Source organism: uncultured Phascolarctobacterium sp., from assembly GCF_934190775.1.
Classification (GTDB): Bacteria; Bacillota; Negativicutes; order Acidaminococcales; family Acidaminococcaceae; genus Phascolarctobacterium_A.
Genome location: NZ_CAKPTG010000007.1, coordinates 67,199 through 87,203, shown reverse-complemented (window position 1 = coordinate 87,203; position 20,005 = coordinate 67,199). Strand labels below are relative to the sequence as shown.

18 protein-coding genes are annotated in these 20,005 nt (G+C 50.2%); 8 read left to right on the top strand and 10 right to left on the bottom strand.

The annotated features are described in order from the left end of the window. Positions 1-81: 81 nt before the first annotated feature. Both pyc and Q0G26_RS05600 read right to left on the bottom strand, forming a co-directional pair. A complete protein-coding gene (gene pyc / locus Q0G26_RS05605) occupies positions 82-3,522 on the bottom strand; it encodes a pyruvate carboxylase (protein ID WP_293829109.1) in 3,441 nt (1,146 codons plus the stop codon). 124 nt (positions 3,523-3,646) lie between these two features. Next, positions 3,647-4,966, bottom strand: a complete 1,320-nt coding sequence (locus tag Q0G26_RS05600) for an RNA-binding domain-containing protein (protein WP_293829108.1) — start codon at positions 4,964-4,966, stop codon at positions 3,647-3,649. Positions 4,967-5,172: 206 nt separating this feature from the next. Between Q0G26_RS05600 and ftsH the strand changes: the two genes are divergently transcribed. The 8 genes from ftsH to Q0G26_RS05560 all read left to right on the top strand — a co-directional run bounded on the left by ftsH (position 5,173) and on the right by Q0G26_RS05560 (position 12,518). Beyond that, positions 5,173-7,023 (top strand): ATP-dependent zinc metalloprotease FtsH, encoded by a 1,851-nt coding sequence (gene ftsH, locus Q0G26_RS05595; RefSeq protein ID WP_366517745.1) that lies wholly within the window; start codon positions 5,173-5,175, stop codon positions 7,021-7,023. A 551-nt stretch (positions 7,024-7,574) separates the two neighbouring features. Beyond that, on the top strand, positions 7,575-8,762 hold the full coding sequence (locus Q0G26_RS05590) for an MFS transporter (protein ID WP_293829106.1): 1,188 nt from the start codon (positions 7,575-7,577) through the stop codon (positions 8,760-8,762). A 204-nt stretch (positions 8,763-8,966) separates the two neighbouring features. Continuing rightward, entirely contained in the window at positions 8,967-10,007 is a 1,041-nt protein-coding gene (locus Q0G26_RS05585; RefSeq protein WP_293829105.1) for a type II secretion system F family protein, read from the top strand. Between the two features lie 17 nt (positions 10,008-10,024). Next, the gene (locus tag Q0G26_RS05580) at positions 10,025-10,411 is read left to right on the top strand and encodes a type II secretion system protein (RefSeq protein WP_293829104.1); all 387 of its coding nucleotides are present in this window, start codon (positions 10,025-10,027) and stop codon (positions 10,409-10,411) included. After that, complete coding sequence (locus Q0G26_RS05575; RefSeq protein WP_293829103.1) at positions 10,401-10,862, top strand: hypothetical protein; 462 nt, start codon at positions 10,401-10,403, stop codon at positions 10,860-10,862. The genes Q0G26_RS05580 and Q0G26_RS05575 overlap by 11 nt, the downstream gene beginning before the upstream one ends. Next, positions 10,852-11,223 (top strand): hypothetical protein, encoded by a 372-nt coding sequence (locus Q0G26_RS05570; protein WP_293829102.1) that lies wholly within the window; start codon positions 10,852-10,854, stop codon positions 11,221-11,223. Before Q0G26_RS05575 ends, Q0G26_RS05570 begins: the two co-directional genes overlap by 11 nt. Then, positions 11,180-11,629, top strand: a complete 450-nt coding sequence (locus tag Q0G26_RS05565; RefSeq protein ID WP_293829101.1) for a hypothetical protein — start codon at positions 11,180-11,182, stop codon at positions 11,627-11,629. The genes Q0G26_RS05570 and Q0G26_RS05565 overlap by 44 nt, the downstream gene beginning before the upstream one ends. Continuing rightward, positions 11,622-12,518, top strand: coding sequence for a hypothetical protein (locus Q0G26_RS05560; protein WP_293829100.1), 897 nt, complete (start codon positions 11,622-11,624; stop codon positions 12,516-12,518). The genes Q0G26_RS05565 and Q0G26_RS05560 overlap by 8 nt, the downstream gene beginning before the upstream one ends. Positions 12,519-12,595: 77 nt before the next feature. Here Q0G26_RS05560 and pth read toward each other — a convergent pair whose 3' ends face one another. The 8 genes from pth to ispE all read right to left on the bottom strand — a co-directional run bounded on the left by pth (position 12,596) and on the right by ispE (position 19,836). Continuing rightward, complete coding sequence (gene pth, locus Q0G26_RS05555; protein ID WP_293829099.1) at positions 12,596-13,192, bottom strand: aminoacyl-tRNA hydrolase; 597 nt, start codon at positions 13,190-13,192, stop codon at positions 12,596-12,598. Between the two features lie 14 nt (positions 13,193-13,206). Next, a complete protein-coding gene (locus tag Q0G26_RS05550; protein WP_293829098.1) occupies positions 13,207-13,998 on the bottom strand; it encodes a polysaccharide deacetylase family protein in 792 nt (263 codons plus the stop codon). Between the two features lie 87 nt (positions 13,999-14,085). After that, positions 14,086-15,045 (bottom strand): ribose-phosphate pyrophosphokinase, encoded by a 960-nt coding sequence (locus tag Q0G26_RS05545; protein ID WP_293829097.1) that lies wholly within the window; start codon positions 15,043-15,045, stop codon positions 14,086-14,088. Positions 15,046-15,172: 127 nt separating this feature from the next. Then, positions 15,173-16,549 (bottom strand): bifunctional UDP-N-acetylglucosamine diphosphorylase/glucosamine-1-phosphate N-acetyltransferase GlmU, encoded by a 1,377-nt coding sequence (gene glmU / locus Q0G26_RS05540; protein ID WP_293829096.1) that lies wholly within the window; start codon positions 16,547-16,549, stop codon positions 15,173-15,175. Between the two features lie 147 nt (positions 16,550-16,696). Further along, positions 16,697-17,506 carry a pur operon repressor gene (purR, locus tag Q0G26_RS05535; RefSeq protein ID WP_293829095.1) on the bottom strand — a complete coding sequence of 270 codons (810 nt, stop codon included), beginning with the start codon at positions 17,504-17,506 and terminating at the stop codon, positions 16,697-16,699. Beyond that, positions 17,484-18,278, bottom strand: coding sequence for an NTP transferase domain-containing protein (locus tag Q0G26_RS05530; RefSeq protein ID WP_293829094.1), 795 nt, complete (start codon positions 18,276-18,278; stop codon positions 17,484-17,486). The genes purR and Q0G26_RS05530 overlap by 23 nt, the downstream gene beginning before the upstream one ends. Before the next feature lie 2 nt (positions 18,279-18,280). Further along, complete coding sequence (locus tag Q0G26_RS05525) at positions 18,281-18,973, bottom strand: GntR family transcriptional regulator (protein ID WP_009144941.1); 693 nt, start codon at positions 18,971-18,973, stop codon at positions 18,281-18,283. A gap of 2 nt (positions 18,974-18,975) precedes the next feature. Next, a complete protein-coding gene (gene ispE, locus Q0G26_RS05520; RefSeq protein WP_293829093.1) occupies positions 18,976-19,836 on the bottom strand; it encodes a 4-(cytidine 5'-diphospho)-2-C-methyl-D-erythritol kinase in 861 nt (286 codons plus the stop codon). Positions 19,837-20,005 lie beyond the last annotated feature (169 nt).

The window sequence follows — 20,005 nt, the reverse complement described above, 5'->3', positions numbered from 1 at the left end:
AATGACCAGCAAAAAAAGCAAGACTGCTGTAGTGGCGGAAATCCGCCACGGCAGCAGCCTTAATTTTAAGCGTATATAATTTTACATTTGGGTTTTGATTTCCAACAGGCAGTCGCCGCTTTCTACGCGTTCGCCTGCAGCTACATGGATAGCGCTGACGATACCGGAAATCGGTGCCGAAAGCGTGGTTTCCATCTTCATAGCTTCGGTAACAATCAGCGGAGTGCCTTTGGTAACGGACTGGCCTTTTTCTACCAACACCTTGACTACGGAGCCGGAAAGAGAAGCGCCGATTTCGCCCATGTTGCCCTTTTCTGCTTTTTTGCGGGTAACAGTGGTGGTTTTGGCATTGCGGTCCTTGATTTCGATTTCACGCGGCAGGCCGTTGAATTCGAAGAAGACGGTGCGCATACCGGCAGCGTTGGCTTCGGAGATGTGGTCCAGCTTGATAACGAGCACTTTGCCCTGTTCAATCTCAACCTTGATAACCTCGCCAGGAGTCATGCCGAAGAAGAAGGTGGGGGTATCGAGAACTGATACATCACCGAATTGATTGTAACGGTTTACCCAGTCGGTGAATACCTTCGGATAGAGGCAGTAAGCGCTCACTGCTTCGTCCGTAGTAGGTGCTTCCAGCTCTTTGAGCTTAGCGCGTACATCCTCAAAATCTACCGGCGGCAGTACAGCGCCCGGACGCTCGCTGATAGGTGCGCGTCCTTTGAGCACCAGCTTCTGCAGCTTTTCGGGGAAGCCCTGGTACGGAGTGCCGATGCGTCCTTCAAAGAATTCTACAACGGAGGCCGGGAAGTCCAGAATATCGCCCTTAGCGTAAACATCTTCCTCGGTCAGGTCGTTCTGCACCATGAAGAGTGCCATGTCACCGACAACCTTTGAGGACGGAGTAACCTTGATTAAATCGCCGAACATCATGGATACGCGGTGATACATATCCTTGATTTCCTCCCAGCGATGGATGAGGCCCAGAGCCTGAGCCTGCTGTTTGAGGTTGGTATATTGTCCGCCGGGCATTTCGTGTACGTAAACTTCGGGGTTGGGGAAGTTTTCGGTTCTGTCGGCAGCCTTGTAGTAGGGGCGCACGGTTTCCCAATAACGGGACAGCTCGTTCATAGCGTCTACATCCAGACGCGGTTGGCGCGGATGGCCGCTGAGAGCGTAGTACAGGCTGCTGCCGCTTGGCTGGGAGGTACCGCTGCTCATAGCGCTCATAGCGGTATCTACGATATCAACGCCGGCATCAATTGCACGCGCATAGGTGTAGATAGCGTTGCCGCTGCCCTCGTGGGTGTGCAGATGGATAGGTACGTTGACATAGGATTTGAGGCTGCTTACAAGGCGGTAAGCTGCTTCCGGCTTCAACAGGCCTGCCATATCCTTGATGGCAATGATGTTGGCACCGGCTTTTTCCAGCTCTTTAGCCATATTGATGTAGTAATGTAAATCGTATTTATCGCGGTTGGGGTCGAGAATATCGCCTGTGTAGCACAGTGCTGCCTCTGCTACCTTACCGCATTCGCGGACGGTGTCAATCGACAGGCGCATATTGTCCAGACCGTTAAGGCTGTCGAAGATACGGAAAACGTCGATACCGTTTTTGGCTGCCAGCTTGATGAACTGCTTAACAACATTATCCGGATAGCTGGTGTAGCCTACAGCGTTGGCACCGCGCAGCAGCATCTGGAAGAGAATGTTCGGTGCAGCCTGACGGAACTGTGCCAGACGCTGCCAGGGGCTTTCGTCAAGGAAGCGATAGGCTACGTCAAAGGTAGCGCCGCCCCAGCATTCAAAGGAGAAAAGTCCGGGCAGCTTGCCGGCGGTGTCGCGCATAACGCGCAGCATATCGGCAGTACGCAGACGGGTGGCGAAGAGGGACTGATGCGCATCACGGAAGGTGGTGTCTGTGAGCAGAACCTCCTGCTGTGCTAGTACCCATTCAGCCAGACCTTCAGGTCCGCGGGTATCAAGAACGTGCTTAGCACCCAGCGCCAGAATACCGTTGTAGGGCTTAGGCATATTCAGCGGCGCAAAGTCCGGTTTCGGCTGTACGCCGACGTTGGAATAACCGTTGACGGTAATGTCAGCGATGTAGTTCAGTAGCTTGTTGCCGCGGTCCAAGGTTTTTTGGAAGACAAACAGCTCCGGGGTATTGTCAACAAAGTCGGTTGTGTAATCGCCCTTGATGAAGTGCGGATTTTGCAGTACGTTTTCCAAAAACTGGATATTAGTTTTGACGCCGCGGATGCGGAATTCTTTTAAGCAGCGCAGCATCTTGGTAATTGCAATTTGGTGCGTGAGGCCCCAGGTAGTAGCCTTAACCAGCAGAGAATCGTAGTACGGAGTGATGACGGAGCCGGTGAAGGCGTTGCCGCCGTCCAGACGGATGCCGAAGCCGCCGCCGCTGCGATAGGTAATCAGCTTGCCGGTATCAGGCATAAAGTTGTTGGCCGGATCCTCGGTGGTAATACGGCATTGGATAGCGTGACCGATGGTGGTCAGCTCATCCTGCTGCGGCAGGGCAATTTCCGGGCCGTGCAGGTTGTAGCCTTCGGCAATTTTGATTTGTGTCTGAACAATGTCGATACCGGTAATCTGTTCGGTAACGGTGTGCTCAACCTGAATACGGGGGTTAACCTCGATGAAATAGAACTTGCCGTCGGGCGTAGCCAAAAATTCTACGGTGCCGGCGCTGATGTAGTCAACATTTTTCATCAGCTTGACAGCAGCGTCGCAGATAGCCTTGCGCTGTTCTACAGGCAGGGCAAAAGCCGGAGCAATTTCAACCAGCTTCTGGTGGCGGCGCTGTACGGAGCAGTCGCGCTCGAACAGATGCATCAAATTGCCATGGGTATCACCGATAATCTGTACTTCGATGTGCTTCGGATTTTGCAGATATTTTTCCAGATATATTTCATCATTGCCAAAGGCTTTTTTAGCTTCACTTTTAGCCATGTCGTAGGCAGTTATAGCCTCTTCGGCGCTGTGAACAACGCGCATACCGCGGCCGCCGCCGCCGTTGACTGCTTTAATGATGATAGGATAGCCGCATTTTTCGCCAAAGGCCAGTACCTCATCGAGGCTGTTTACCGTGCCCTTGCTGCCGGGAATCATGGGGATGCCTGCCAGCTCGGCTTGTTTGCGGGCATTGATTTTGTCGCCGAACATTACAAGGTGCTCCAGACGCGGACCGATGAAAATCAGGCCTTCCTCAGCACAGCGGCGTGCTAAATTACTGTTTTCGGATAAAAAGCCATAACCGGGATGTATGGCATCTACGTCATGCTCCTTGGCTACGCGCAGAATGTCTTCGATATCAAGATAAGCGTCGGTCGGGCTTTTGCCTTCGCCGACCATATAGGCCTCGTCGGCTTTGTTGCGATGCAGGGACAGGGTGTCCTCCTTGGAATATATAGCAACAGTACGGATTCCTAATTCGTTGCAGGCGCGGAAAACACGAATAGCGATTTCGCCGCGGTTAGCAACTAACACTGTATTAATTTTAGGCATAAGCTTGACCTCCTTAGATAGTTACATGCTAATTGTATAGAAAACGGCATGTAAATTCAAGGGATATAACGCATGTATACAAGTATTCTTGCAGGGGACGGGGAGAGTGTTTCAGACTGTTCAGTTACGGCAGATAATAATATTTGTTGCTGCCGCGTCCGCTGACTGCTAAAAGACCGCTGCTAATCATTTCTCTGGCGATAAGATAGGCGCGTGTGCGTTTGACATCCAAAAGCTGTTGTAATTCTGTTTCGGAAATCCTTTGGTGTTGCTTAAGGTATGCTATAACTGTTTGTTGTTGCTTGTCAGGATATTTATAGCTGACAGTTTTTTCTGCTGCAAGATTAAGCTCAGGCGAAGGCTGCGTACGGTTTTTATTAGGCAAAATTATTTTGAAGGTGTGCTGAGTAATATTTATTTGCGGCTTTATGTAACAATCCTTGTAGAGAGCAAAAATGCGTCGGATGCCTGTGCCGTAGGCTTCTATAAAGTTCAGGCGGTGGAAAAGCTCTGCCAGCTTTACGTTGCGTGGCTGAGAAATACCGGCTTGGATATCTTCGAGGGTGAGCTCCGGCAACAATCCTCCTAAAGAAATAAATTCCATACATTCTTTGTTGACGTTGACTATAATACTGCCGCTATAGCTGTAATCCCGATGAATTATGGCGTTGAGCAAGGCTTCACGGATGGCCTCCTGCGGATAGTCCCATCTGTCTATACGCGAAAGACCTGCAAAGGTAGAGCGGTTTTGGTTACATAGCATAAGAAATTCATAGGCTGCTTCCAACTGCTGCAGCAATGAACCGCTAAATTCACGGTGTGCCTGAAATTTAGTATTTTCTCTATCCTCGAAAACAGCTATTTTAATACTGTGCTGGCATTGATCGGATAGCAGTAGTCCCAGGTTGGTATAAAGATTATCTTTCAGATTGATAAGGCCTAAGGCGCTGTATTTGTTTTCACTGAAAGTAATGTCGTTGGCAGAAAATACAGTGTTAGCTGTATTGAATGTCAGTTCTTGCGAGAGGGAGCGCATAGCTTCGAAGGTGTCACCATCTGTTGCTTTGATAAAATAACGGATTTGTTCAGGTGAGGCTGGGACGGAGGATGCACCTTGGCGGACATAGACACCGCTGGGTTTTAGGCCCTTGGATTTAAGATAATAAGGCTTTGCGCTGCCTTCGGCAATTTCTATGGTAATGATACCATCAGAATTTGAGCTGTATTTTATAAACATAGTGATATCCGGAAGGATAGCATCACGGATAGTATTGGTAATTTGTGTATATATCTGGTCAAGATTATCTAAAGGTGCAAGCTTTCCATCATCTTTTAGACCGACTATGATTTTGCCACCATTAGTATTGGCGAAAGCGATAACGCTTTTACAAAGATTGGGGATGGCTTCCTGCTTGAATTCCAGACTTTCGCTTTCATATAGCATCTTATTCACTCCATTCAGTTATATATTCATTATATTCATTATAAGTGAATACACAGTGAATTGCAAGCTGCCTGCCTATGGAAAAATTTACGTTTTATTTCAGCAAACATGCTGACTGCATCGTCAGCTTCACATTTTTTTCGTTTGTTTATTGCTATAAATAGGTATACAATAATACTTATAAAGCATAGCGAGGAGATGAAATGATGAACGATAACAATGATAAAAAACGGCCCTTGACGTATTATTATATGCTGATGCTGGTTTTGATTCTGGTATTCAATTCCGTAATCATGCCCATGTTCTTCAACCCGAAAATGAAGGAGGTTTCCTACAATAATTTTCTTCAGATGGTGGATGAAGGCAAGGTATCTAAGGTAGAAATTACCGATAAGCGTCTGGCGGCTGTTGATAAAAACAACGAAAAGGAAATTTATGTTACCGGCAGGGTGGAGGACCCGGAGCTGGCCAACCGCCTGATGAAGAGTAAGGTAGAATTTACGCAGGTTGTGCCGAAGGAACAAAGTCCGATTGTAACCTTTTTCACCAATTGGGTACTGCCAATTCTGATTTTCTTTGGCTTAGGACAGCTTTTCATGTACTTCATGGGCAAGCGCATGGGCGGTAACGCCATGAGCTTCGGCAAGAGCAATGCCAAGGTCTATGTGGAAGCGCAGACTGGCAAAAGCTTTGCTGATGTAGCAGGTCAGGACGAGGCTAAGGAAGCACTGATGGAGCTGGTGGATTTTCTGCATAATCCTGGCAAGTACAAGGATATCGGTGCTAATATGCCTAAGGGTGCTTTGCTGGTAGGCCCTCCGGGCACTGGCAAAACCTTGCTGGCGCGTGCGGTAGCAGGTGAAGCCAAAGTGCCTTTCTTCAGCATCAGCGGCAGTGAATTTGTGGAAATGTTCGTCGGCATGGGCGCTGCCCGTGTGCGCGATTTGTTCAAGCAGGCGCAGGAAAAGGCTCCCTGCATAGTATTTATCGATGAAATCGATGCCATCGGCAAACGCCGTGATAACGGCCAGTTCGGCGGCAATGATGAACGCGAGCAGACTTTAAACCAGCTGCTGAGTGAAATGGACGGCTTTGACGGCAGCAAGGGCGTAGTTATTCTGGCAGCTACCAACCGTCCGGAATCCTTGGATAAGGCGCTTTTGCGTCCGGGACGTTTTGACCGCCGTATCCCCGTCGAGCTGCCTGATTTGCAGGGACGCGAGGCTATTTTGAAGGTTCATGCACGCAATGTACGTATGGCAGACAATGTTGATTATGGTACGTTGGCGCGGGCGACAGCCGGAGCCAGCGGCGCAGAGCTGGCAAATATTATCAATGAGGGTGCTTTGCGCGCTGTAAAAATGCATCGCAACGTGGTAGAACAGGAAGATCTGGAGGAATCCATTGAAACAGTTATCGCCGGTTACCAGCGTAAGGGTGCAGTAATTTCTCCTGCAGAGAAAAAGGTTATAGCCTACCATGAAATCGGCCATGCGCTTGTGGCTGCTATGCAGAAGCACAGTGCTCCGGTACATAAGATTACTATTATCCCGCGTACTAACGGCGCTTTGGGTTACACCATGCAGATTAGCGAAAATGATAGCGTACTGATGACTAAGGAGGAGCTGTTCAATAAAATTGTGACGATGACCGGCGGCCGCAGTGCTGAGGAGGTTGTTTTCGGCAGCATTACCAGCGGCGCTTCCAATGATATTGAGCAGGCAACCAAGCTGGCACGCAGCATGGTAACGCGTCTGGGTATGACGGAAGAATTTGATATGATGGCTACTGAGGTTGTGGCTAACCGTTATCTGGGCGGTGACGCTGCCCTGCAATGCAGTGAAACGACGGCCGGCAAGATTGATGCTAAGGTTTTGGCGTTGATTAAGGAGGCGCACGCAAAGGCACGCACGATTTTGCAGGACAACAGGGAGAAGCTAGATGTCCTGGCGCAGTACCTGCTGGAAAAGGAAACTATTACCGGCGAGCAGTTCATGGCTTTGCTGCAGCAGGAGCAGGCTAAGGAAGATGCAGAGGAGAAAACTCCGGAAGTATAACAATTACAAGCTTAAACGCAGTTACGTATTCCGTAAAACGGCAACGTGACTGCGTTGTTTTTTTGCAAGCGGCATTAATCGCAGAAAAAAATAAAAAAATTAAAATTAGCTATTGCTAACTCTAAAAATGTGTGATACAATAATCATGAAGTTAGTGATAGCTAACCAATGTATATCGTCCCTTCCTGATTTTGCATTGCAGCCTTGACCTTTGACCTTGACAATTTCCCAAGTGCATTGGTTAGCACCCCTACTTTCAACAAGCTGCTATTTGCTTTTTTAGCAAATTCATATTTTCTCCTCCAAAAACAGACAGAACGCTGAAAATCCGTTAGGCAAGCGGGTTTCGGCGTTCTGTTTTGTTATATCGGTACACTTTTGATACACTTTTATATTTTGTCCAGCATTGCGGCAATATTTGATTGGCTAAGTGTAATTTTCTTATGTAAGCAGGCTATTATTGGAGCATTTTTATTTGCACAAAAGCGGCCTTAGCGTTATAATAATTTTCTACTGTTGTATGATTTTGATTTTGTTTTGAGGTGGATTTTATGAAAAACTGGAAGCTTATTCTGGCTATCCTCACGGCTAATGTCGTACTGATGGCTGCAGGCTATACCATGCTCATTCCCTTTTTACCGATGTATCTGATGAACGAGCTGGGAGTGAGCGCGGGCGATGTAAAAATGTGGAACGGCGCGATTTTTTCTATAACCTTTCTGATTGGCGGTATCATGGCGCCTATCTGGGGTAAAATGGCTGATACGCGCGGCAAAAAGATGATGGCGGTACGTGCGGGCGCAGGCCTGGCGCTGTCATACTTTTTGGGCGGCATAGTAACTACGCCGGAGCAGATGTTTGGCGTGCGTGTGCTGCAGGGCTTTGCTGCCGGATTGTGGAGCGCATGCCTGGCGATTGCTACCAGCCTGGTGCCGATGGAAAAGCTGGGCGTGAGCCTGGGCATTATGCAGGCGGGACTGACCTGCGGCAATGTTATCGGTCCGCTGGTTGGCGGTTCGCTGGCAACGCTGTTTGGTATGCGTGCGTCGTTTTTTGTTGCAGGTGCGCTGCTGACAATCAGTACGTTGGTGTTTATGTTCTATATTCCGGAGCCACCGAAGGCGGAGCCGAAAAAGCTTGCTGCAAAGCCGCAGGCACAGCTTTTACAGCAGCCTGTAATTCGCGAGACATTGGTTTATATTGCTGTAGCACAGATGGTTATCCTGCTGATTCAGCCGATTTTGAGCCTTTATGTGGCAGAGCTGAACCATGGTGATGGCAACATTATGTTTCTTTCCGGCGTGGCCTTTTCGCTCGTAGGCATTGCCAGCGCTATTACTGCTCCAAGCTGGGGACGCTTCGGGCAGGAGCACGGCTTTTATAAAGCGTTGTGCGCTGCTACGCTGCTTTCCGGTCTGATGAGTGCGTTAGTAGCATTACCGCGAACCTTACTTGTGTTCTGCGTCTGCAATTTTTGCTATGGTTTGTGCTGTGCTGGTATTCAGCCTTCGCTGAGTGCTATTTTGGCCAGCAATACATCTACCGACCAGCGCGGACGCGTTTTTGGCTTTATGTTCAGTGCGCAGCAGTTCGGCTCTATGGTAGGTCCTTTGATTGGCGGAGCTATTGCTACCTATGCACCGCTGCAAAGCCTTTTTGTTGTAGCAGGCGTTATCCTTTTTGCCATCAGTGTCAGCGTTTGGCTGCGTCATGGTCATGAGCAGAATGCTATTGTATAGGCCATTTTAATCTGAAGGACCACAAAAAATCTTATATTTTTATTAGTTTACGAAACTCTGTAAGCCTTGAATTAAGGGGCTTACAGAGTTTTTTTGCTTGAATTCACAAAATAGCCATTGTTTTGATGCGCAGATTTCACATATGTGACAAAACAAATTAGACAGAAAATTCGCTAATAGACTATAATCGGCCATGTGGAGGTGATGAAAATTAAGCTTAGAGGAGGCGTGAGCCTGGCAGAGCAAATCAGCTTCTACCGCCAGTTAGCAGTTATCCTGCGCAGCGGCCTGCCGCTGCTGCATGCGCTGCAGCTTTTGCAAAAGCATGGCAGCGCTAAGCAGATGCTTCTCTGCTACCGCCTGCAGCAAAGGCTGCGCCGTGGCAGCAGCCTGGCGCAGGCTTTAGCAGCAGAACCTGCCTGCTGCAGTCACCTGGCAGTTACGCTGGTTGCTGTGGGCGAGGAGAGCGGTGAACTGGCCACGCTGCTGGAGCAGCTGGCAGAGTATTACAGCAGGCAACTGCAGCTGCGGCGTTTTGTGCAGCGGGCTGTGACCTATCCGGCATTTTTGCTGGTAACTTCCGTTGGTGTGCTGCTGCTGTTTTTGCTGTATATCCTGCCGGTGCTTGCAGATACCTACAGCGCTATGGGCGTGCGTCCGACTGGTACGTTAGCTTTATTGCTGGCACTGAAGGACGGACTGTTGCAGCAACCATTGCTGGCGCTGCTCTGTGCAGCAACGGTAACAGGTATTCTGCTGCTGATGGGACGCAAGCTGCTGCGCTGGTTTTTACGCAGTCGTCTGAGCGGTAATTTTCATGGCCTTTTATTAGAAGTACGCTTTTGCAGATTGCTGGCCCTGCTTTTGGAAAGCGGGGTTGGTATAACAAGAGCGGTAGCAATTGTGACAGATACCATAGATGATGAGCAATATGCCCAGCAGCTGCGCCTGCTGAACAGCAGGCTGCAGCGCGGCATTGCTATTGAGCAGGCTGCAGGCGGCGCCAAGGAGCTTTTTTCGCCGCTGATGCTGGAGCTGGTGTGCGTGGGCGCGTCTACGGGTTATCTGCCGCAAATGCTGCAGGAAGCAGTAACGGCCGGTGAGCAGCGTCTGCAGCAGCAGCTTGGCAGGCTACAGGAGCTGTTGGTGCCTTTATTGCTTCTGGTGGCGGCGATTATCATAGCGGGAATCGTCTGCATAGTTATCGGTCCGCTATTTGAGATGCTTTCGGCAATGCCGGAGTAAATTCAGGAGGTGCGATAGTGTTAAAGACAATGCGTAAACAAGGTGGCTTTACTTTGATTGAGGTAGTGGCGGCGGCTGCTCTGATTGGTATTATGGCGACAATGCTGCTGCCTTCACTTTCAGGTGCTAATGACAGAGTGAAGAATGCCCGTCTGCAAAATGATCTGGTAACCATTGACCAGGCGATTCAACTGTATAAGATGGATGCAGGCACGGTGCCGGCAGAGCTGACTACACTGGACAGTGAATATCTGGGCGGCAAGCTGGAATTCAAGGATGCCAAGGGTGAAACTCTGACATATACACCTAATACAACTGACGGTACTTATACGCTCAGCGGCAAGAACAGCAAGGGTGAGGCTGTAACCTCCCCGGGCAGCAAAGCTGTTAGCGGTGAACAATAAGGCTGGCGGCTATTTATTACTGGAGCTTTTGCTGACTATAGGATGCCTGGGAGCTTTTGCTGCAATGCTCTATCCTGGCAGCCAACTGCTGCAGCGGCAGTACTACAAGCAGCAGCTGCGCTATGCTGCCTATCTGTTGGCTGCTGACATCAGGCAGGTGCAGCAGCGCACGATATTCCAGCCGGAAAATTATACTTATACTTTGAAGGTAAGCGGTAATGATAAGCATGGCTACAAGATTTACCGTGAACAGAAGGTCTGGAAGCGTGTAAGGTTAGAGCCGACAATCAGTCTGACGTGCGAAGCACAGATGAAGTCGTTAAGCTATGATGAAAATGGCAGTCCTGGCGTCAGCGGTGGCTATAGCCTGGAGCATCAGCAGCTTCCTGGCGTGTATTTTCTGCTGTCAGTTCAGCCGGTTACAGGCAGGGTGACTGTTTATGAAAAATAGCAGGGGCTTTTGTCTGGTGCAGGAGCTGGTGTGCTTTTGCCTGACGGCATTATTACTTGCTTCAGCGGTGCAGTGCTTTTACCGCAGCAGCTGGCTGCTGCAGCAAAGCAGGGAGCAGCAGCAGGCTGCGCTTGTTGTACAGCAGGTGTTGGCAGGCGAGGAGTACAATGGCAGGTTTGTGGTGACACAAAAGCTGGAGGCCACCAGTATAGATGGTTTAGCGATGCAGGAGGTGCAGGCAGCCTATGGCAAGGTCAAGGTTAAGCTTATACGGGCGATGCCGACGGCAGAGAGGCTATCTGCTGCTGGAAATTCTGATGGGACTGCTGTTGGCGGTAGCACTGGCGACGCTCGTTTTTAGAGCAACAGGAGCCAGTGCCCATAGCTTTGGTAGCTTGCAGGATGAATTGCAGCTGCAGGAAGCAAGACGTCATATTCTGACGCAGCTGGAAAAGATTATCTGCTATGATGCACAGCGAGTCATCAGACTGCAGCAGAATGGCCAGATAACCTGTACGATGGTTGATGCCTGCAAACGTGTTACTATTTACAGCGAAAAGCAGGGCTTGTACAAAAGGACGTCTAAAAATAACGGCGCGGGTGTAAACCCGGTTTCCCTGGAGGGCGTGGGCGTTACCGGCTGGCAGCTGCAGCGTTGCTCGCCGCAGCTTTTGCGCATAAGCTTTAATTTGAGCAGGAACGGCCGGCAGCTGCAGGTGACGCACTATCTTATTTGTTATAATGCGAGGATAACAGAAGATGCATAGCGCTAAGGGCAGTATCTCACTTCTCTGCCTGCTGGCAGCGCTGCTTTTGGCAGTCAGTGCTCAGCTAAGCCTGCTTTATGCAGTCAGGGGTTATGAATCAGAGAAGGATTATCTGCGGGAACAGCAGCTAAGGCTGTTGTGCAGCTCTGTATTGCAGGCTATTGGCCAGGAGCCGCGGCCGGCAGGTAAGCAGCTTTGCTATGAGGGCGAGCTGCAGCCGGACAGTGAACCGGTGACAGTGACAAGTGAAAGCATTTACAGCCCGGATGGATTTATAGATTACCTGAAGGTTACAGCAGCAGCCGCTAATCATGCTGGCGCAGTACAGCGGCTGCATCGCATCAGGGTGAGCTTTGGTCCGCAAATGCAGGCTCTGGCAGCTAAGAGCGTCCTTGCAGGACGCTCGCTGACAGGCGGCGAATATCTGCAGCAGGCAGCGTTATATACAAGCATAGAAGAAGTAAAGCTGCCGCAGATGAGCTTTTTGCGGAATAAATGTCCTGGTGTGCTGAATAAGAAGGCGGTGGCAGAAGTTGGTCTCAGTGCCCGCTTTTACTATCTGAAGAATAACAACTCTCTCTTTTTGGGTACGGAAGGCCTGCATGGTCCCACGATGATAGTAAATCCTTATTCAATAAATACTGCCGCAGGCTCCTATTATCCGGACCGTCTGGTGCTTATCAGTGAAAATGGTAATATTAAGCTGGGTGCCGGCACGAGGCTGGCGCAGGCGCTGGTGCTGGCGAAAGGGATGGTAACTATTTGTGAAGGCTGTCAGCTGAATGGCTTTGTTATGGCAGATAAAATTGTCATCGAGGGAACGGCGGACCTTACTCCTGATACAGGTGCCGTTGAACCGATGCTGACACCATACTTCAACTACTTATAATTTTGCTGAATATATTGCATAACCAAAAAGAACTAGCCTGAGCTTTCTACAAGCTCCAGCTAGTTCTTTTGTATTGCTTATTCAGCTGCAGGCTTTTCTGCCTTGGGCTTTTTCTTGTTATGCGCCTGCATAACCTCTTCGATATCGCTGGATTTAATCCATTCCTCCAGCGCTGTAGCCATCTCCGCTACTGCTGCTTCAATAGCAGTTTTATCCTCGCCCTGGAAGGCATGCAGTACATGGTTGACAACAGCTTTATTGTTGCGTGCCGGATGACCGATGCCGATTTTAAAGCGCGGGAAGGTATCGGTGCCTAAATGCTCAGTAATGGATTTGATGCCATTGTGACCGCCGGCACTGCCTTTGCGGCGGATGCGCAGCTGGCCTACAGGCATATCCATATCGTCCTGGATAACAGCAATATCATCCGGGTCAATGTGATAGAAGTTGGCGTAGGCACCTACAGCAACGCCACTGAGATTCATATAGGTGGTCGGTTTGATAATGAGGATTTTTTCGGGAGCGCGGTATTCTGCCATATAGGCACTGCGGTCCTCCTTGCCGAAGCTTACGCCAAGACGGCGTGCCAGCTCGTCAACTACCATAAAGCCGATGTTGTGACGGGTATTTTCGTATTCGCGGCCGATATTGCCAAGGCCGACAATTAATTTCATATTTTTGCTCCTTTTTATTTATTAAGTTCTTCAATGGTAACAAACTCATAGCCTTCAGCATGCAGACGGTCGATGATGAGGCCTGCTGCCTCAATCGTCTGGTCACGCGGTGCCGAGTTTTTGGGGCTGTCGCCGTCATGCAGCAGGACAATAGCACCGGGGGCTGCATTCTCGCAGACTCTGTCGGCAATGACCTGCACGCCGGGGTTCGTCCAGTCGCGAGGAATGATGCTCCAGTTTACAACCTGCATACCGGCAGCGTTGATAGCTTTAATAGTACTCCAATCCTTGAAGCCGTGCGGCGGACGCATATACTGCGGCGCCGTGCCGGTGATGCTTTGCAGTGTTTCCTTGCCGTAGGCGATGTTGGCAGCAGCATCGCTGCTGCTGAGCTTCAGTAAATCCTTGTGGTAACCTGCATGCAGAGCAATCAGGTGGCCTTGTGCCTGGACAAGCTGTACTGTCTCGGGGTGCTTGGCAGCGTTTTCGCCAACCATGAAGAAGGTGGCATGCACGTTCTTGGCTGCCAAAAGCTTGAGCAGCTTTTGCGTATAGGGCGGATAAGGCCCGTCGTCAAAGGTGAGTGCGATAAGCTTGCGCCCATGAGTGTTTTCAGCGTGCGTGATAACCTTGCCGTAAAAGCTGTTGCCCGGAAGTACGGCGAGCAAGAGCAGTGCACCTGCCAGCGCAAGGCTGAGGCCAGCGCTTATAGCGGCGGTCTTCCTGCTGATTTTTTTGTATAGTCCCAGCCACAGCAAGAGGACGCTGGTCAGGGAACAGATAATAAGTAGATAAATGATACGCATAGTTACTCCAAATATTAAAGCCGGTAGTTTTGCCGGCTTTAATCATAACAAAAAGGCTTGCCAGAGGCAAGCCTTTTTATATTACGCTTAGTGTTTGGTATCGAATAATTGGCTTACAGACCAGTCATTGTAAATGCGCAGAATGGTTTCTGCCAGAATCGGCGCAATGGAGAGCACCTTAATTTTCGGATGCTTTTTGGAAGGTGCCAGAGGAATGGTGTTGGTAACAACAAGCTCGGTGATGTCGGATTGTGCAATGCGGGACAGTGCCGGATCGGTCAGGATCGGGTGAGTGCAGCATGCATAAACTTCTTTAGCACCGAATTTCTTCAGCGCGCGAGCGCCTTCGGTCAGGGAGCCTGCGGTATCAACCATGTCGTCTACCATGATGCAGGTTTTGCCTTTAACGTCGCCGATCAGGTTCATAACCTCAGCAACGCCGGGTTCCGGACGACGTTTGTCGATGATAGCCAACGGTGCATTCAGCATTTCAGCGAAATTGCGGGCACGGCTTACGCCACCAAGGTCCGGAGAGATAACAACCATGTCTTCCAGATTCTTGGATTTAATGTATTCTGCCATCAGCGGGCCGCCGGGCATATGATCAAAGGGGATGTTGAAGAAGCCTTGAATTTGTGCAGCATGCAGGTCAATGGTTACTACACGGGTAATGCCTGCGGTTTCCAGCAGGTCTGCCATCAGCTTAGCAGTGATAGGCTCACGGCCGCGTGCTTTGCGGTCCTGTCGTGCATAGCCATAGTAAGGAATAACAGCAGTGATGTGGTTAGCGCTGGCGCGTTTGAAGGCATCAGCCATGATCAAAAGCTCCATTACGTTATCATTAACGATAGGACCGCAGGTCGGTTGTACAATGAAGATATCCTTGCCGCGTACGCTTTCGTTAATCATTACCTGAACTTCGCCGTTGTTGAAACGGTTAACTACAGAATTACCAACGGTGGTTCCGAGGTAAGCAGCGATTTCGCGTGCCAGATCAGGGTTTGCATTACCGGTAAATATTCTTAACTTATTCTCGTCAGACAACATGTCCAATCCCTCCAAAATTACCTTGTTTATAGTTTGCTTATACAGAAAGCAAAACTTTACTTAAATTTAATTATACACTATCGCGAGTTTTTTGTAAACTTTTTGACACAAATGTGACTATAAAAGCTTATTTACTTTCGTTACGGTATTTTTCGGCCCAGCCTTCAATATTTTTCTGGCGGGCACGTGCGATACCAAGAGCATTTTCGGGTACTTCTTTGGTAATGGTGCTGCCGGCACCGATGTAAGTGTTGGCCTGTACAGTAACAGGAGCAACAAGGTTGGTGTTGCAGCCAACGAAGGCATTGTCACCGACAACAGTGCGATGCTTTTTCTTGCCGTCGTAGTTTACGGTGATACAGCCGCAGCCCATGTTAACACCGCTGCCGATGTCGCTGTCGCCGATGTAGGTGAGGTGAGGCAGCTTGGTGCCTTCGCCTACGTTGGAGTTTTTAACCTCTACATAGTTGCCGATTTTAACGTGGTCGCTGATAACGGTATCAGGACGCAGATGCACGTAAGGACCGGCAGTAACGTGGTTTTTAACCTCGCAGTCATGGCCGTAGATGAATTGCAGATGGTTGTCGTCACCGATTTTTACATTGGTGAAGCGGGCGTTAGGACCGATTTCGCAGTCTTCACCGATTTCAGTGGTGCCTTCCAGCCAGGTGTAGGGATAAATAACGGTATCGCGGCCGATTTTTACGCTTGCTTCAATAAAGGTGCTGGCGGGATCCATGATGGTTACGCCTGCATCCATCAGCTTATCCAAAATGCGTTGGCGCATGACGCCTTCGGCAACGGAAAGCTGCTTGCGGGAGTTGATGCCCATAACCATATCGCTGTCATCAGTGGAAATACCGCCAACCTTAGCGCCTGCTTCGTTGAGCTTTTGCAGTACGTCGGTCAGGTAATATTCGCCCTGGGCATTGTCGTTGGTCAAGGTAGCCAGCACGTCAAACATTTGCGGGCATTCCATGCAGTAGATGCCGGTGTTGATTTCTTTGATAGCCTTTTGTTCTTCGGTAGCGTCCTTTTGCTCTACGATGCCCTGTACATTGCCGTCAGCATCGCGCACAATACGGCCGTAGCCGAACGGATCGTCCATAATTGCCGTAAGTACGGTAGCAGCAGCGCCGCTTTCCTGATGTGCTTCGCAGAATTTCTTCAGCTCTTCGCCGTCCAGCAGCGGAGTGTCGCCGCACAGGATGAGCGCAGTGCCGTGGAAGTCCTTCAGGGCATCGGCAGTCTGCATTACAGCGTGGCCGGTGCCGAGCTGCTCGGCCTGCAGGGCGATGGTTCCCTGGTTGCCTACCATTGCTTCTACCAGCTCTGCTTCGTGGCCTACGATAACAACCTTCTGGTCGGCACCGGCAACAGTTGCAGCATCAATTACGTGCTGCAGCATGGGCTTGCCGCCTACCTTGTGCAGTACCTTGGGGTATTTGCTGCGCATTCTTGTGCCTTTGCCTGCGGCGAGGATTATTGCTACTAATTTAGACATTTGAGTTCTTCCTTTCCTGGCCGTCTATAAGGCACCATCTTACGACACCTTCTAGCCAGCCTGACGTAGTTTAAAGTTACTAAAATTCCTGGCCGTCTATAAGGCACCATCTTACGACACCTTCTAGCCAGCCTGACATATTCTATATTATTTATTTACTTCCAATGTTACCTTCTGCTGCTCTTCGTCTACGTTATGCAGGGTGAAGAAGGCAGTATAATCTTCTACCAGCTTGCGTTCCGGTGCGGCAGTGGCAATTAAAAAGGCCTTGCCCACAACCTGAGCGCCGACTTCGTGAGCCAGGGCAATCATGCCTTTGGCGGTGCCGCCGCCTTTCATAACATCATCCACAATCAGCACGCGGCTGCCGGGCTGCAATGCGCGCTTGGGCATTGCCATGTTTTGAATAACCTTGGTGGAGCCGCTGACGTAGTTGATGTTGACGGTGCTGCCTTCGGTAACATCACTGGTGTGACGGGCGATAACCAGTGGCACGTTAAACGCACGCGCAGTCTGCATGGCCAGCGGAATACCGCTGGTTTCAACAGTCATTATGCAGTCCGGTGCCAGCTCCTGCAGACGGAGCATAAAGATTTCACCCAGACGCACTACGGTTTCCGGATGGCAAAGAATATCGGTAGTATAAAGCATACCGCCGGGCAGAATGCGGTCCGGTGAGGTGAGGCGGGCAGCCAGCTCTTCCAAGAAGGCTGCGTCATCCTCCGGCAGATGGCCGGGAATAAACCGTACACCGCCGGCAGCGCCGGAAACAGTTTCTACCTTGCCCAAGCCGTAAAGCTCCAGACCGGATTTTACGGCTAAAACATCCTCGCTGAGGGTGGATTTGGCGATAGCGAATTTTTTGCAGAAATATGAAAATGAAAACAGCCGATATGGATGATCGGCTAAAAGTTTACTCAACGCTGCTACGCGTTCAATTCTTTTGGCTTTTACCATATGTAAGCGTCCTCCTTGCAAGTTCTAAGTCACTTGGTTTGTCTATATCCATGCCGATACATGCGTGACGGGTGATGATGGCCTTGCAGCGCATTTCCAGAAGCTTGGAGGTGCGTGCTTCCGCATCAGCCACTGTCAGGCGATGGCACAAAAGCTTTAGCAGAAAGCCCCAGCCCAGCCAGTTGCACAGCTTGAGTGGTGATTTACGACGGGCAAAGATTTCGCGGGCCTTTTGCTGGCCGCCGGGAATAATCTCTTTGGCCATCAGCATCATATTGCCGCCGGTAAAGATACCGTCGCGCAGCTTGCCGTAGGTGCGTTTGGCACCGGGATAGGCGCTTAGGCAGGCATCCTTGGGGATGATGGGATAATAAAGCTGGCCTTCGGGTGAGGCGTTGCAGGCGGCAAGAAAGTCGCGGACTGCAAGGGAGGTCAGCAACGGAATGTCGTCACATACTCCTAACAGCTTTTCACTGGCATCAGGGCCTAAGGCTTCGGCGGCAACGGCGGCTGTCGCCGGCAGGTCGCCTGCGGCTTCGCACAGCAGGACGTCGGCCGGTAACGTGCCCTCCAAAAGCGCTAAGGCTTCGGGGCGGGCCGCTATGACAATACGGCGGATGCGTCCGCTTCCCTGCAGGGCTGCAATTATATAGTCTATGAGGCGCTTGTCACCAAGCGGTGCCAGGCAGCGGTGCTCGGTGCCGGCGCAGTCCTTTAGCCAGGGACTGAGGCCGCCTGCTACAATAAAAGCATCTATATTAGCAGTTGTCATGCTTACGCCTTCTTCTGCGGCAGATGCTCGCTGAGGGAACGCATGAGGGTGTGCTCGGCGTTTTCCAGATGGATGCGGGCAGCGTACTGTGCACGTTCTACATCATGGGCAGCAATAGCCTCTACCAGGTTGCGGTGCTCGTCCATGGTTTCCACTAAACGTCCCGGGTAGCTCATGGAACGGCCGCGGATAGTGGTCATCTGCTCGCGCAGGTTATTGATGATGCTACGCAGACGCTCGTTGCGGCTGGCAGTATATAGCATATCGTGGAAGGCTGTATCTACTTCGACGATTTTATCCATATCATTGTTGGCGATGTGCTGGCCGATTTCAATAAGATAACCGTTAAGCTGCTCAAGCTCCTCGTCTGTAATGCGCTCAGCGGCCAGGCCGGCAGCAAGAATATCCAGGCTGATACGGATTTCGTAAATTTCGGTGATATCCTTAATAGAAATATCGGCAACATAGGTGCCACGACGGGGAATCATAACGACAAAGCCTTCCAGCTCCAGCTTACGGATGGCTTCACGCACGGGCGTACGGCTTACGCCCATTTCGTCAGCCAGCTGGATTTCCATCAGGCGTTCGCCTGGGCTGAAGGTGCCGTCAATAATAGCTTGACGGATGTTTTCACAGACAAGCTCACGCAGAGGCTTGTAGCTGTCTAGTTTTATAGGCTGCAAATGTCCGGACATATTTAGTTTCTCCTTCCGATAGTTGTCGTAATTGCTGTTTCTACATCAAAATCTGTCAGTGCCTGCTGTACGCGCTCAGCAGTTTCTTTGTCAGCAGTAAGGCCGAAGACGGTCGGGCCGCTGCCGCTCATGAGGGCGTAGTAGGCACCTGCTCCCAGCATAGCAGCCTTGATAGAGGCTATAACGGGGTGTGCCGGGATGGTAACTGTTTCTAAAACATTACCCATGTAGGGAGCGATGGCTTTGCCGCCTTCGCGCAGATATGCTTCCAGCTGCCAGATGCAGGGAGCGTGTACTACACGACCGCGGTTAAAATGCTGATAAACCCAGGCGGTGGAAACCTCCAGACCGCCTGGCTTGGCCAGTACCAGCCAGGTTTCAGGCATGTCCTCCAGCTTAGTGAGGACTTCGCCGCGACCTGTGGCCAGCATGGTGCCGCCTTCAATGCAGAAGGGGATATCGCTGCCAAGCTGTGCGGCGAGCTGCTCCAGCTCATAATTTTCCAGGTTAAGCTCCCAATAACGGTTCAGGCCGCGCAAAACTGCAGCTGCATCACTGCTGCCGCCTGCCAGACCTGCCGCCAGAAAAATTTTTTTGTTCAAGGCTATGTGAACGTTCGGAATAATATTGCAGTGACCTGCGAGCAATGCGGCTGCTCTGTAGGCCAGGTTATCAGGACCACAGCTGAGGTTGTGCAGATTAGAGCTTATCTGAATGCCGTTACCCTTGCTGATAACAACCTCGTCGCTCAGACCAACGCTCTGCATAATCATGCTTACCTCGTGGTAGCCATCCTCGCGCTTGCCGAGAATATCAAGTCCCAGATTTATTTTGGCATATGCCGTTTCTTTTATTTGCTTCATTATAAGTTCACCTGCCTAATATTGTATACAGTATTATTTTATACTGCTTAAGCCTGCATAGCAAGAATTTTTTTCGAACGTTCGGGATTTTGGCGAGAAAAATATTTAGTAGTTGCCTTTCTGCGCTAAAGTGTTACAATATATACATAAATAACATATTCAGAATATT